The organism is Paenibacillus sp. SAFN-117 (assembly GCF_051966115.1).
In the GTDB taxonomy this organism is placed as follows: Bacteria; Bacillota; Bacilli; order Paenibacillales; family NBRC-103111; genus Paenibacillus_L; species Paenibacillus_L residui.
This window is the reverse complement of the sequence record NZ_JBQCLK010000006.1, coordinates 1-14,288: the sequence shown is the minus strand read 5'-3', so window position 1 is coordinate 14,288 and position 14,288 is coordinate 1. Positions and strand designations below refer to the sequence as shown.

Below are 14,288 nucleotides of genomic sequence, written 5' to 3'. Positions count from 1 at the left end.
TGTCAGGAAATAGAGCTTTCTAAAATAAAAATGTAAAATTTTTACTTTCGGCTTCTCCCCTTTGCATGTAATACACCGCGGCATGCTATACTATACGAAAAGTATTTTTACGGACCTGGTTATGTGCCTGTTTTTCTTTATCCATTACAAATCGAAAGGTGGGAAAACCCATGCATAAAGCTCAATTACGCACTCTGGGGCAGAAGGTGGAGCTGGCCTATGAAGATCGCGGACAGGGTCATGCCGTAGTCCTGCTGCATGGATTTTGCGGAAGCTCGCAGTATTGGAAGTTCATCGCGCCGGCATTAGAGAACGGCTACCGGCTCATCATTCCGGATTTAAGAGGGCACGGGCAATCTTCCGTTCCGGAAGGCCCGTACTTAATGGAAACTATGGCGGAAGACATTGCTGAACTGTTAGAGCAGCTTGAGATCGAGAAGGCCGTTCTATTCGGGCATTCTATGGGCGGATATGTAACTGCCGCCTTTGCCGGGAAGCATCCGGATAAGCTGGCCGGCTGCGGTCTGATTCACTCTACCGCGCTGCCTGACAATGAAGAAGGTAAGCGGAAGAGATCCGATAATATGGAAGCCATCCGGCAACGGGGAATGAATGCATTTGCAGGGGAATTGATCCCGAAGCTTTTTGCCAAAGCCCATCTGGAGAGCATGAGCCGGGAGGTCGAGAGCATGACGGCAATAGGCCAAGCAACGCATCCGGACGGAGCCATCCGCTCCCTCCAGGGGATGAGGGAACGAACAGACCGCACAATGGTGCTGAGAATGGCCGAAGTGCCCGTACTGTTGGTGGCCGGAGCGGAAGACCAGATTGTCCTTCCGGACAAAACCTTCTCGGTTGAAGGGGACAACATCTCGACATTTCTGCTCGACGGTGCCGCACATATGGGGATGATCGAAGCTCCCTCATTGCTGGCTGATCGAATGAAGGCCTTCCTCTCGCAAATCTACGGATAACCATTAAGCTTAACAGGACCAATCGAAGCCGGTTGGTCTTTGTTTCGGTTAAGTCTAATTCAAACTTTTTACATAGGGCAATCGTTGAAGGATTAGAATGCGATTCATATAGTCCGGCAAAGGATGAGAACGTTGATCAAAATTGAAGATTTATCCAAACAATTTAAAAAAGACGTTTGGGCGATTCGCAACCTAAATTTAACAATCCCAACGGGAATGTTCGGGCTGCTGGGACCGAATGCAGCCGGTAAAACAACTCTGATGCAGATTCTAGCCACTTTGCTGAATCCTACATCAGGTACGGTTCGAATAAACGGCCGTCCCCTGTCCGATGCCGAAGAGATCCGCCAAATAATCGGGTATCTTCCGCAGTTTATCGAAATTTATCCGCATATGACGGGTTATGATTTTCTCGATTATATCGGCGTTATGAAGGGAATGAACGACCCCAGACTAAGGAAGTCTGCTATTGACACTATACTGGAAAAAGTCAATCTACAGACTAAAGCAAAGGATAAGGTCAGAACCTATTCCGGAGGCATGAAGCAGCGGCTGGGGATCGCCCAAGCGCTGCTCGCTTCACCCGAAATTCTGATTGTGGACGAGCCCACTGCCGGTCTTGACCCGGAGGAACGTATCCGTTTTCGGCATTTGTTATCGGAGTTCAGCATTAAGCGAACGGTACTCCTATCGACACATATTGTTTCGGATATTGAAAGCAGCTGCCAGCGGCTTGCCGTAATGAAGCAAGGGGTTCTTGCCTTCGTCGGGTCCCAACGGCAGCTGCAAGCCCGCGCCGAGGGCAAGGTGTGGCAAGTAGAGGTGAAGGAGGAGCAATTCCTCCGGTTGGTTGGGAATCCGGAAATCCAGCTTATTCACTCCCGCCGCATACCGGGAGGAATTCAATGCAAGCTTATTGCCTCCGATTCCCCTACGGCTAATGCTCTCTCGCTCTCCCCTTCCCTGGAAGACGGTTACCTGGCCTTGATCGGCGGTGAGGCCAGTTGAGCAAATGGGTTGGACAGGTAAAGTCTGAAACCAAGGCATTGCTAAGTAAACCAATCCTGTTTCTGCTGCCTCTGCTTTATGGTTTTTGGTTTGCCTTCGAACTGTCGCATATCGCACCTCCCGCCTCCGAGAATCTGTACGCCTACGCTTACCAATTTCACAAGGTTAAGCATGTATTGACTCTCGGGGTGGCATTCATGCTTGGAATTTGGTCCATTCGCTCCGATTTCCACCGGCCCGGATATTCATGGATGGGGAGCTTGCCGGTTTCTATCTGGACTCGGATTACTGCGAAATATACTGTTTATTTAATTTATTTAAGTCTTTTTACTGCAGCTATGGCCATCGTATTTATATATTACGGATGGATTCGTCAGCTTTCCGTCTCTGCAGTGATAGATTACACGCTGCTGTTCGCTCTCCAATATGAAGTGTCCTATGCTGTCACACTGGCACTAGCTATGCTTCTGAGTGCATGGATACCGGGAAGAATTACATATCTGATCGGGTTTTGTGCCTGGATGTTCGGAACCTTCTTCCTGGACGTATTCATCATTAATCGTTATGAGCTGTACCCTCTTACCACTTTCCATCTAAACCAATTTCTCGTTGATTCCCTTCTGGAAAGCGAACTATGGGGACATTCCATCATTGCGGACGAGCTGTGGTATGCCAGAGGTTTCACCCTTTCGGTTACGCTCTTACTGCTGGTCGCTGCTGCAGCTTATCTCACTCTTCATCGGCCCTCTCGCCTCCGGAGATGGTGGTTGGGACTATGTGCGGGGGCTGCTGCCTTAGTCATTCTATGCTTCATTCCATACGGAAAACTATGGATAGACCGCTATAAAGAGTATGAAGCGGCCAGGGAAGATGCAGCTTCTTATGAACAGCTTGTTTCGAAAAATAAGCCCGACGAGTTTAGAATAGGCGAATACCAACTGTCGGTATCCCGTATATCCAACCACCGGATTCAAGTCGATGCCGTCTTAACGATTCCTAATTATGATCAGGAGAAAACGGCCTCCCTGCCATTCGTCTTAAACCGTAATTTGGAAGTCACCCGTGTGCAGTGGAATCATCAATCGGTCGCCTGGGTCCGGGATGGAGACCGGTTCATTCTGGAATCCGTCCGCCCGGATCCGGATCTTGAGTTTCAAACCTTGGAGTTATCTTATAACGGTCCTTTATACGAATGGATGGTTTTATCCGAACGTCCCGCCATCCCGATTTTCCTTTCGGGCAAGAACGCATTTCTTCCGGAGAGCGCCGCGTGGTACCCTTTGCCCGGAGAGCAATTTCGTTATTTTAAAGGTAGAATGGATACGGACAAGCTTTATTTGAATACGGAAGCGGGGCTGGAATATAAAGCTCGTTTTAAAGTCCAATTTCAAGGATTTGACCATCGGCTCTATGGGACTATTCCCGAAACGGAGTCAAGCAAGCCGGGAAACCAACAATTTGAATCAGCAGAAGCAGACGGGCTGACGGCCCTCTCGGGCAGCTTTATAGAAGTAACCGTACCCGAAGAGCCGGTTCGAATCATTACTACGCCCAGCAACAAGCTTGAGGCGGAACGATTTCTTCGGGACTTGTCTAAGCATTTGAACTATTACCGCTCCTGGTTGAATGAACCGCCCAATGGGATTGATCAAATTTTTTATCTATCGTTGGCTAACCAAGGCTACGTTGGGGGTATGGCTAAGGTTACCGGGCATAGCCTCATCCTGTCTGAAACGACGTCCCACAATTTGGATAAGTATCAGCTGGGGAAAACGGTAAATGCCTATCTGTTCGGAGATTTACATATGAATTATTACTCCGAACCGGAAGAGGAACAACCTCACTCCATCGTTGGCCTGATTCGCAATGCCTTCTATTATCTTTATTTACGTGAAGAGATGCATTTCACCCATGAACAGATAGTCAAAGGAAGCTTGGCTGGTGTATACCCGCTGCTTTCCCTAAACCAGGGAACAGATCTGTACGCCATGATCGACCGGGCTATCGCCGAGGGAAAAACAGCGCAGGTTAAATCGCTGTTAAATACCTTTTATCAACGGGGGCTATCTATTCAAAGCCATTCCTCAGAAGCGGATATTCCGGTCATTACCGAACAAGAATGGCTGGAGGAGTGGAACCGGGTAATGCAACCATACTCCGGAGAGGAGAGATAACCGGTGACGGATGAACAATTGGTCGAAAGGATGGCCGACGGGGATCAAGCGGCATTTGAGGTGCTTATCCATCGCTATCATGGACCCCTGCTCGGCTATTTGGAACGGCATCTGTACAATCGGGAAAGAGCGGAAGACTTCGTTCAAGAGACGTTCCTGCGATTAATCCGGCAATTGAAGAAGGGAAGGCTGCCTGAGCAAATCCGCCCCTGGCTGTATCGTGTCGCTCTGAATTTATGCCGCGATTACTGGAAAAGCCTCGGATTTCAGAATGAAAAGCAGCAGATTGCTGAAACGCCGGACAGACGGGATGAAGGGCCTTCCGTCGTCGAAATCTACGAAAGACAGGAAACGCGTAAAGAAATTCTAATGTCACTTCATGAATTAGGCGAGCTTCAGAAGGAAATTATTATCCTAAGGTTCTACCAGGATTTGAAGCTGCATGAAATCTCGGAAATTATGGAGATCCCGCTGTCCACCGTCAAAACCAATTTATATCAAGGATTGAAAAGGCTGCGTTCACGCTTAATCCAAGAAGGTGTGCAGATCCGCCATAAGAAGGAGGGGGAAAATACGTATGCATAAGACGGATTTGAAAGAAATCGATGAGATGATGAATGAGCTGGCAGAGCCGTTATCCAGATATATCGTTAGTTCCCCGAAGCCGGAGGATACACGTCGTCTGATTGCCAATCTGCAGAATGAATTTGACCGACTTAAGGAAGAGCATCAAGCCCTTCAACTGTCCGCCGTCCCGCGCAAAAAGCCGTCATTCATCCGATTGTGCAGGAACCAGCTTCAAGCCTATCATAAATCGTTCTGGGCGGTCAGTGTTGTTGTATTTATTATGATTACTTTGACGACGTGCGGTATGATTGCTAACTACACCTTCGTCCCGCGAAATCTGTTTTCAACTGCCATTCCCTTGTTTATTCTCGTCGGAATGGCCTACAGCTACCGTTCCTGGAATAAGGAAATGAGGACGATCGAGAGCATCCATCCCTTCCCACCGGCGCTGTTAATATTGAGCCGGCTGCTGATCGTCGTCGCTATTAATATTGTGCTGGGACTCTTTGGTACACTTTTTTTGTTATGGACGGTTAAGTCCTTTTCGTTTCTGACCTTCATGTTGTCCTGGTTATCCGTTGTTCTCTTCATGGGAGGGTTGATGGCGTATCTTACGTATCGCAAAGGGATTGCTGCAGGGTTCACCATTTCCATCGCGGCCTTTCTCTTGTTTCATTTCGGCCAGGAATGGCTGCTTATTCATCAGTGGATCGAACTGGGACAGCTAAAAGTCTATTATGGACTATTTCTGATCGCCGGATTGGCTTGCTTCCTTTCGGCCTATCGGCCGCGCAAATTGGATTGGACATCCCGTGAGAGGAATCCGGTATGATTGAACTGAACAAAGTGAAATATCGCCATCCCGACTTCCTGTTGAACATAGACCATCTATATTTATCCCGGGGCATCACTTTGCTCGTTGGGCGGAATGGAGCCGGTAAGACCACTCTGCTCAAGCTGTTGGCGACCGCGCTTTTCCCCAATGAAGGCGAAATTCGTTATTTAAACCATACCGTTAAAGAGGCTCTCCCCCTTATTCGAAGCTGCATCGGATATATGCCTACCGGATTGCAAATGTATGAAGAAATGACACCCTACAAGCTCCTGTCTTATTTAGCCGAGCTCAAAGGATTAGATTCCCGGGAGGAGGTGGAAGCGGTTATCGAGAGATTTCAGTTCCAGCCCCTGAGAAATGTAAAAATAAAGGAGCTTTCGCAAGGCCAGCATCAGCGTCTTGGCATAGCGCAAGCTTTTCTCGGGGACCCTTTGTTCCTTCTATTGGATGAAGCGTTGAATTACCTGGATATACACGAACGGAAGAAGATCATTAGCGAATTAGCGAGGGAATCCGAACGAAAGGCTATAATCGTGTCCACCCACGAATTGAATGAATGGGAATATGCGGCCGACGAAATCGTTTGGATCGATGAGGGTATGCTCTGTTTCCACGGTACCCCTGCCCGATGGACGAAGGACCTCCCTTGGTCGGTCTGGAGCGGAACTATGGACCCTGAACTTCTCCCTAACCTGAATCCGGACAGGATCCTATCGCTTCGCTTAGAAGGGCAGCAGGCCATTATTCGTTCAATAGGACCGGAGCCTCCTGCAGATTCCTTCGTCGATGTTCCACCGAACTTGGAGGACGCTTACTACATTCGCCGCTGGACACGGGAAAAGAACGGCAGATTTTAATAAAGAGTCGGCAGCATTGCCCATTAGGCTCTAAGGAACGATGATCGACGACCGATAAAGCTCCGAATCCCATTCCACAGTAGCGCCCAATGCTTCAGTAACAAATCTTAAAGGGATATAAATATGTCCGTCTATAATGACGGGGGCGGAATCGAGGCTGACGGATTCCCCATTGACATAAGCTGTTTGGTCATCCGGCCTAAGAATGAGCTGGATATTATCCTTCCAAGCGGTCAACGTCCGAGTTTCATTATCCCATTCGAAATCCGCCTCCAACCGTTCAAATATTCCACGGAATGGAGCCATTGTCGTATTTCCGTTAATATATCCCCGATAATCATGAACATATTGCCCGTTTACAAAAATTTGCACCTGCGGTTGCTCCAGCTTCTGAACGATCCAGGCATTGCTTAACGGCCTTCCTGCCGGACGAACGAACTTGCCGTTCACATATAGGGCTGAGCTTGCTCCGCCATCCATATTCATCGCCTCAACTAAGCCCAAATCCAGTAAAATATGCCCCATTTGCGATAAGGTTGCGGCCGATGTTGTCCCCATTACCATCTTGCCTTCATGGTTAATTCCTACAAAACTCCTGACCGCCGCCAAGCTCGTTATCTTCGGATCATTGAATCCATCGCGTTCCGGATCGATATCTATTCGGCCAGCGGTTATAAGCTTGGGACCTACTCCAATAGCAGAGAGCCAATCACTGCTGCCGCTCTGACCGTTTGTATTTCTCTGAAGAGCCGCCTCTAATTGAATGTCAACCCCGACCTGGAGATGCGGCAATAAGTATTCGATGTTTCCTTTGGCATGACCGATAAAAAGAACAGCCCCATTCTCCGGAATCTGAGCCTCGTCTTCCGTAATTTCGACAATTTTCCCTTCACGAATCACAATCTTGCTACCGCCGGGATAGTCAATATGCTGCTTACCGAATTCGGGGGAGTACCAATTAACCTGGTCATGAGCTTCCGCTCCGAAGTATTTGTTAACACTCCACGGAGTGAAGGAATAAATATTCTGACCCTCGTGGAATACATGAGCTTTCAGTGACATCTCCCAATGCTCAATAACAGCCTTCTTATCCAGGCCTATAGCCAAAGTCTGGTTTATCCCGGAATGAATCGCCCTTCCATCCGCGATCATCAATCCGTTCGGGTACCGGATGCCGGAGTCCTGTTCATATGCGTTGAAAAAAGTCCCGTTAACGGCAGCTATCGCACCGCTTCGCCGAATCATTTGGTCAAACTCTTCCACGTGGCCTATTCCGCCCTCTGCAAGCAATGGTGTTACTTTAATGCCAGGATCCTTTAAGTCCACTTCTATGTATTGAATCGTGAAGGATTTACCTTCATAAATTACCTTGTGCTCGGAATAACTTACGGATTCTTGTTCCGCCGCTTGTACCTCATTGGTGAGAACCATATAACAGATCAAAAACAACGCCCAATATAATAGAAACCGATAGCTTTTCAATTGGCCCCTCCATCTTCTCATCCTTTATACGTTATTTTCATTATATCGGTGCTTCTGCAGCTTGTCAGTATACGGTTTATCTTAATAACCACCTCCGAAAAGTCATACTTTATAATATGAAGTAATACTAAATATTACCCGATGAGCCTGACTCGTTTAATTAACCTTAATTCTCCGCTTCCGCGAAACAACAAAAATCAGAGGTCTCCAGGAGACCTCTGATCGTGACGGTGACTTGTTCGGGATCATTTCAAGCTTCGTATAGCTTCCTTTTGGATAACATGTCTCCGACAATGTCCCGATGTGTTGGAGACACGTCTAACGTGTCTTTGGCACATCCCTCCAGTTTCTATAACGAGCTAAAATAATCGTACACTCGGTTGTTTCGCTGAGAAGTTCAACGGAACCACAACCTCTCTTGTCACCGTCGATTATAGTATGCGGCCGTTATTAATAAATATTCATACTCCAACAATTACCATAACATCAGAGTCTTAAGGGTTTATCTTCTTTGTGCTAATTAACTGCCTTCTCCATGGTTATTGCGGGAATGATTGTGATTTTTGACCTTCTTGGAGCCGGAGAGAGGTTCATTGGCAGGTTCATCATGTCTATCCCGGAACTGCTTATCATCCGGAGAAGGTACGGGTATCGTTTTAGTTTTCGGCAATGGTTTTACCCCCTATTCTTCGTCATGGTTCAAAGCATCTTGATGCCGACGGTCATTGGTATCCTGCTGAATCTGCTGCCGCTGGTGACTATTTACCGCAGTTGTCTCCAGCTTATCGACAACATTCTGCAAATTCTTGTCTTTCCTTGCTGCTTTCGTCATATAATGAACGGCCTCCTCACTTGTTGGTCAGCTCATGTAAAGCCTGAGCACATTCATGAATATGTCTTACGTAATCATCTGCAAGCTGTTGAATCGTTTCGTTACGCTCATCAATGGTTCGATTGTTGATCTCTACATCGACGAGCTCAACCTTTACTTCCCGGGAATCGACATACGTGCACAGAAAGTCAAAAGAATATCCCGTATGCCCTGCAGTATCAATGTGTATACGAAGCGATTGCTCATCTACCCCGTCCCCGACGACATTGGATCGGTCACCATCATTAAGCAGGGTCGGCAGGGTTTCCTGCCAGGCTTCCACCAAAGCCGCTTGATTAACCACTGGAGCTTCGATATTGCTCATTTTATGAACACCTCCATGAGTTTAAAATGCCGAAGCTTCGCCTCTTTTATACAAGGAGTAGTATGAACCAAGCTGTTTAGCATCTAACACAACCTTTTTTCGTTTTAATACCGTCTAAATGTCTGGACAAATAAAAAAGCCGCAACCTATTCAGGTTACAGCTTAACTATTTACTATTTAATTAAAATATTGGCGGAGAGGGTGGGATTCGAACCCACGGAAGAGTCACCCCTTCGCTGGTTTTCAAGACCAGAGCCTTAAACCACTCGACCACCTCTCCGAGCGGACGATTCCATACGGAATCCTCCCATTGCCCATTTGGGGACAATGATCATTGTATCACATATAGCAGTGAATTTTCAACGTTACTTTTTGCTAATGACGGCAACATTGTTCATATATGGACGAAGAACTTCCGGAATCACGACACTTCCGTCCTCTTGTTGATAATTCTCAAGAATAGCCGCCACTGTTCTTCCTAACGCTAATCCAGATCCATTCAAAGTATGGACAAATTCAGGCTTTGCCTTGGCATCTCTGCGGAAACGGATATTCGCCCTTCTGGCTTGGAAATCTTCAAAATTACTGCAAGACGAGATCTCCCGGTAAGCTTGGCTGTTAGGCAGCCAGACCTCCAGATCATAAGTTTTCGCTGAGGAGAAACCGAGATCCCCCGTACACAAGTTCATTACCCTATACGGCAGCTGCAGCAATTGCAGAACCTTCTCCGCATTTTCCGTCAGCTTCTCAAGCTCATCGTAAGAGCTTTCCGGCGAGACAAGCTTGACCAATTCCACTTTATTGAACTGGTGCTGGCGAATCAACCCTCTTGTATCTCTACCGGCGGCACCCGCCTCCGAACGGAAGCAAGCACTGTACGCGACAAAATATTTAGGCAGATCTTCCATAGATAGAATTTCATCTCTATGGTAATTAGTAACTGGAACTTCTGCGGTCGGAATCAAAAAGTATTCCGTTCCTTGAATTTCATATACATCCTCAGCAAACTTCGGCAGCTGTCCCGTTCCGGTCAAGCTCTCTTTATTTACGATCAGCGGAGGGAGCATTTCTTCATAACCGTGCTCACTGCTGTGCAGATCCATCATAAAGTTCGCAAGCGCACGCTCCAGGCGGGCACCTAATCCTTTATAGAAAACAAATCGCGAACCGGTTACTTTAGAAGCCGCCTCAAAATCGAGAATACCGAGTTCTTGGGCAACCTCCCAATGAGGCTTCACATCGAAGGAGAAGGACTTGGGCTCCCCCCAGCGGCGGATTTCCACATTGTCATCTTCTGAAGCCCCGACAGGCACGGAGACATGGGGCATATTGGGAAGCGACAGCAGAATCGCATTCAAATCCTCTTCGATTCCCCGAAGCTGCTCGTCCATCTCTTTAATGCGGTCGGAAACTTCCCTCATCTCAATGATGAGTGGTTCCGCGTCCTCCTTAGCCCTCTTCTTGGCGGCAACCTCTTGAGAAACTACGTTTCGGCGATTTTTCAATTGTTCAACTTCTTGCAGAAGTTCGCGCCTCGTCTTGTCCAATCCGACAAATTGATTAAGCTCATCCGGAGAGCCTCCCCGGTTGATCATCGCTTGTTGGGCGCGTTCGAATTCATATCTAAGCAATTTTGCATCAAACAAAAGTAATTCCTCCCGAAAGGGATATTTTTAATCCTGCATATACCTAAAAAAACATTTTACAGGAAGGGATTTAAATAAACAACTGTTTGCCCGCATTTTAAATCCCCGGTATCGGAATTTTAGTCCGTTCTCGTTCCAAATTTATCTTATTAATAAGAAGAAACTCTAGAACAAATTCTTAATGCTTGTTCCTATGCTGACGAAAAAGTCCTTAATCGCCCGGAACAGCAGACGGAGCCAGCTTCCCTTCTCATTATCCTCGGCCGCAACGAGATCAACGGAAAATTCCTGTTCGTTGTACTTTACCTTTAAGGTACCCATTTTATCACCTTTTTTAATAGGTGCGACCAGCTGATCTTCCGGAAGAGGGGTTGCTTCTTTGACAAATTCCTCGTCGCTGGCTCCCTTTCTTACCAATATCGACAGATCAGAACCGGTTACGACAGGAACTTGGGTTTTAACCCCTTTATTCATTTTGACGGTTTTCAGTTCTTCGATTTCACTGCCGGAACTATAAATCGTTTTCTTCTCGAAATTTTTAAACCCATAATCCAGCAGCTTGCGGGTTTCTTCAAAACGTTTCGGCTCCGATTGGGCACCCATGACGACACTGATTAATCTCAAGCCGTTTCTCTCGGCGGTTCCGGTAAAGCAATAGCCGGCTTCATCGGTATGGCCTGTCTTCAATCCGTCCAGACCTTCATAAGCATACTTTTTCAAGCTGACTGAATCATTGCTCCACCCTTCCAGCATCCAGTTCCAGTTCGTCATCTCGGTCGTGTCCCGTTCTCTCAGCTTTCTCCGGGTGGTCTTCGTATATTCCAATACTTCCTTGTGATCTTTAATAATATGATAAGCCAGTAATGCGGAATCTCGGGCAGTCATCATAGTTTCCCCCGGAATGTTCTGAGGGGCATATTTCCCAAGGTCATCCCTTCCAAGTCCAGTGGAATTGATAAAATGTGCAGACTCGGAAAGCCCTAATTCCCGAGCTTTCTCGTTCATCATTTCGGCGAATTTCTCTTCGTTACCAGCGATATGCTCCGCTAAAGCAACAGTTGCATCATTTCCCGAATAGATAGACATTGAAGCAAACATATCCTTAACCGGCAGTTTCTCCTGATAGGCGAGGAGCTGTCCCGATCCAATGACATTGGCCGCATATTCCGTAGTGGTCACCAAATCGTCCCAACTGAGTTCTCCGCTCTCTATCTTCTCCATTACTATGTATTCAGTCATCATCTTCGACATGCTGGCGGGAGGCAGAGGCTCGTCCGCGTTAAATTCATAGATGACTTGACCGGTAGCTGCATCCATCAATATAGCTGATTTGACTTCCAAATTTAATTCATTGTCAGCAGCAAGGGCTTCTTCAGGAACGGCAGACAGAAATGCAGCCATCGCAATTAAAGCTGCAAGAAACATACACAACGGTTTTCGTAGTGATAACCCGTACTTCACCTTTCACACTCCCATGGTCGTAGTCCTCTTATTTTAACATAGAGCCTTGTCCAAACAAAAGGAAAAACAGGGTAATTCCGCACCCTGTTCAACCTTCATTCTATTTAATTAATTTCCGTTAGAGTTATTAATAAACGAGAAACCATCCAGCGAATGGTTGTATGCAACAAATTTGCGTTAGTCGCGGGTTTATAACGAATAGTTAGGTGCTTCCTTAGTAATTTGCACATCGTGAGGATGGCTTTCCCTTAGACCTGCACCGCTAATCCGAATAAATTGCGTATCTTCCCTGAGCTCTTGCAAATTCTTGGTTCCGCAGTAGCCCATACCTTGAATCAAGCCGCCAATCAACTGATGAATGGAGTCCTTCAAAGGTCCTTTGTAAGGAACGCGTCCTTCAATGCCTTCCGGAACCAGTTTGGTCTCATCCTCCTGGAAATACCGGTCCTTGCTTCCTTCCTTCATAGCCCCGATAGATCCCATACCACGATATACTTTAAATCTCCGGCCCTGGTAAATTTCCGATTCTCCCGGGCTTTCTTCCGTTCCGGCAAACAGGCTTCCGATCATGACGGCATCTGCACCTGCCGCCAGCGCCTTCGTAACATCCCCGGAGTACTTGATTCCTCCATCGGCAATGATCGGTACATTGTATTGTCTGGCCACTGTGGCACAATCATAAATCGCTGTAACCTGAGGTACGCCTATACCGGCAATAACCCTTGTCGTACAGATGGAGCCTGGTCCGATACCTACCTTAATTACGGAAGCGCCGGCTTCAATCAGGTCTCTTGTCCCATCCCCCGTAGCAACGTTGCCTGCTACAATAACCAGTTCCGGGAAATGCTTTCTCAATTCGCGAACCGTATTGCTAATATTAATATGATGGCCGTGAGCAGAGTCAACGACAATCATATCGACTCCCGCGTTTACAAGCGCTGTAGCCCGCTCTAACGCATCCTTAGAGGCTCCGATAGCCGCACCTACCATCAGCCTTCCCTGGCTGTCCTTGGCGGCATTAGGGAACTGTATAGCCTTCTCAATGTCTTTAATCGTTATAAGACCTTTAAGCTCGTTAGTCTCGTCCACCAGGGGCAGCTTCTCTATCTTATGCTTCTGCAAAATATGCTCCGCTTGCTGCAGCGTCGTACCGACCGGCGCGGTTACCAAATTGTCCTTCGTCATGACATCTTTAATTTTAATCGAATAATCATGAACAAAACGAAGATCCCTATTCGTCAGAATACCAACCAGCTTATTGTTCTCATCGACAATCGGTACCCCGGAAATACGGAACTTGCTCATTAGCTCTTCGGCATTGTATACATGATGTTCCGGGGTTAAAGAAAATGGATTGGTAATAACGCCGCTTTCCGAGCGCTTAACCCGATCCACTTCCTCTGCCTGCTGGGCAATACTCATATTCTTATGAATAACTCCGATTCCGCCTTCACGAGCCATGGCAATAGCCAGTACGGCTTCCGTCACCGTATCCATTGCCGAGCTTAGCAAAGGAATGTTTAGTTTAAGATGTCCTAAACGAGTAGATACATCTACCTGTTTAGGTCCGAACACCTCCGAACGACGAGGGACGAGAAGCACGTCATCGAAAGTCAATCCTTCTTTAGCAAATTTGGTTTCCCACACACCAATATCCTCCTTAGCCTGATAACTGCCTATACGTATATTATTGAAATATTATCAGAAGCCTATTTTTAATGTCAAGGACACGTTTAAATGGTAATGTTTCCAATTCAAAATATGGTGAAAAGGCAGTAAAAATAAGGGATTTTAAGTAATTTAACCTAAAAAATATTAAAAAACGCCCTGCAGTGAGCAACGACCATCAAAGTTCAAAGCATTGTTTACATTGTGAGGTTTTTCAACTATTTCTATACACTGCGAAAGAATGGCCCTTCTTTATGAACAAACGCCGTAGGTATTAACTGCAGGGTAAAATAAAAAAGCCTCACCGGCATATACCCGCAAGGCTTGGTTCTCACTTTAAAACAAAAAAAAGCCGCTTGGCAACGTCCTTCCGCACCGGCTGAAAATGCTTCTCGAATCACTTCGAGGTCGGCATCGGAA

14 protein-coding genes and 1 tRNA gene are annotated in these 14,288 nt (G+C 46.9%); 6 read left to right on the top strand and 9 right to left on the bottom strand.

The features are described from left to right. Positions 1–170: 170 nt before the first annotated feature. The 6 genes from ACTHRH_RS05540 to ACTHRH_RS05515 all read left to right on the top strand — a co-directional run bounded on the left by ACTHRH_RS05540 (position 171) and on the right by ACTHRH_RS05515 (position 6,415). The gene (locus ACTHRH_RS05540) at positions 171–974 is read left to right on the top strand and encodes an alpha/beta fold hydrolase (protein ID WP_144939499.1); all 804 of its coding nucleotides are present in this window, start codon (positions 171–173) and stop codon (positions 972–974) included. A gap of 132 nt (positions 975–1,106) precedes the next feature. Beyond that, positions 1,107–1,982 (top strand): ABC transporter ATP-binding protein, encoded by an 876-nt coding sequence (locus ACTHRH_RS05535; RefSeq protein ID WP_144939497.1) that lies wholly within the window; start codon positions 1,107–1,109, stop codon positions 1,980–1,982. Beyond that, on the top strand, positions 1,979–4,156 hold the full coding sequence (locus ACTHRH_RS05530; protein WP_379290319.1) for a hypothetical protein: 2,178 nt from the start codon (positions 1,979–1,981) through the stop codon (positions 4,154–4,156). The genes ACTHRH_RS05535 and ACTHRH_RS05530 overlap by 4 nt, the downstream gene beginning before the upstream one ends. Positions 4,157–4,159: 3 nt before the next feature. Further along, a complete protein-coding gene (locus tag ACTHRH_RS05525) occupies positions 4,160–4,741 on the top strand; it encodes an RNA polymerase sigma factor (RefSeq protein ID WP_260982157.1) in 582 nt (193 codons plus the stop codon). Then, positions 4,734–5,555 carry a hypothetical protein gene (locus ACTHRH_RS05520; protein WP_144939493.1) on the top strand — a complete coding sequence of 274 codons (822 nt, stop codon included), beginning with the start codon at positions 4,734–4,736 and terminating at the stop codon, positions 5,553–5,555. The genes ACTHRH_RS05525 and ACTHRH_RS05520 overlap by 8 nt, the downstream gene beginning before the upstream one ends. Then, entirely contained in the window at positions 5,552–6,415 is an 864-nt protein-coding gene (locus tag ACTHRH_RS05515; protein ID WP_144939491.1) for an ATP-binding cassette domain-containing protein, read from the top strand. Before ACTHRH_RS05520 ends, ACTHRH_RS05515 begins: the two co-directional genes overlap by 4 nt. Before the next feature lie 30 nt (positions 6,416–6,445). Here ACTHRH_RS05515 and ACTHRH_RS05510 read toward each other — a convergent pair whose 3' ends face one another. From ACTHRH_RS05510 to ACTHRH_RS05470, 9 genes are all read right to left on the bottom strand, one after another. Beyond that, on the bottom strand, positions 6,446–7,897 hold the full coding sequence (locus tag ACTHRH_RS05510) for a stalk domain-containing protein (protein WP_440414485.1): 1,452 nt from the start codon (positions 7,895–7,897) through the stop codon (positions 6,446–6,448). A 520-nt stretch (positions 7,898–8,417) separates the two neighbouring features. Beyond that, positions 8,418–8,567, bottom strand: coding sequence for a small acid-soluble spore protein P (locus ACTHRH_RS05505; RefSeq protein ID WP_379290326.1), 150 nt, complete (start codon positions 8,565–8,567; stop codon positions 8,418–8,420). A gap of 12 nt (positions 8,568–8,579) precedes the next feature. Next, positions 8,580–8,729 carry a hypothetical protein gene (locus ACTHRH_RS05500; RefSeq protein WP_186328529.1) on the bottom strand — a complete coding sequence of 50 codons (150 nt, stop codon included), beginning with the start codon at positions 8,727–8,729 and terminating at the stop codon, positions 8,580–8,582. A 16-nt stretch (positions 8,730–8,745) separates the two neighbouring features. Next, the gene (locus tag ACTHRH_RS05495; RefSeq protein WP_379290328.1) at positions 8,746–9,093 is read right to left on the bottom strand and encodes a hypothetical protein; all 348 of its coding nucleotides are present in this window, start codon (positions 9,091–9,093) and stop codon (positions 8,746–8,748) included. A 190-nt stretch (positions 9,094–9,283) separates the two neighbouring features. Beyond that, positions 9,284–9,373: transfer RNA gene (locus tag ACTHRH_RS05490), tRNA-Ser, on the bottom strand. 85 nt (positions 9,374–9,458) lie between these two features. Continuing rightward, the gene (gene serS, locus ACTHRH_RS05485; protein ID WP_440414482.1) at positions 9,459–10,739 is read right to left on the bottom strand and encodes a serine--tRNA ligase; all 1,281 of its coding nucleotides are present in this window, start codon (positions 10,737–10,739) and stop codon (positions 9,459–9,461) included. A gap of 165 nt (positions 10,740–10,904) precedes the next feature. Continuing rightward, a complete protein-coding gene (locus tag ACTHRH_RS05480) occupies positions 10,905–12,200 on the bottom strand; it encodes a D-alanyl-D-alanine carboxypeptidase family protein (RefSeq protein WP_440414480.1) in 1,296 nt (431 codons plus the stop codon). A 189-nt stretch (positions 12,201–12,389) separates the two neighbouring features. Continuing rightward, the gene (gene guaB / locus ACTHRH_RS05475; RefSeq protein WP_144941940.1) at positions 12,390–13,847 is read right to left on the bottom strand and encodes an IMP dehydrogenase; all 1,458 of its coding nucleotides are present in this window, start codon (positions 13,845–13,847) and stop codon (positions 12,390–12,392) included. A gap of 245 nt (positions 13,848–14,092) precedes the next feature. Continuing rightward, the coding region (locus ACTHRH_RS05470; protein ID WP_440414478.1) for a hypothetical protein at positions 14,093–14,288 on the bottom strand (196 nt) is incomplete at its 5' end.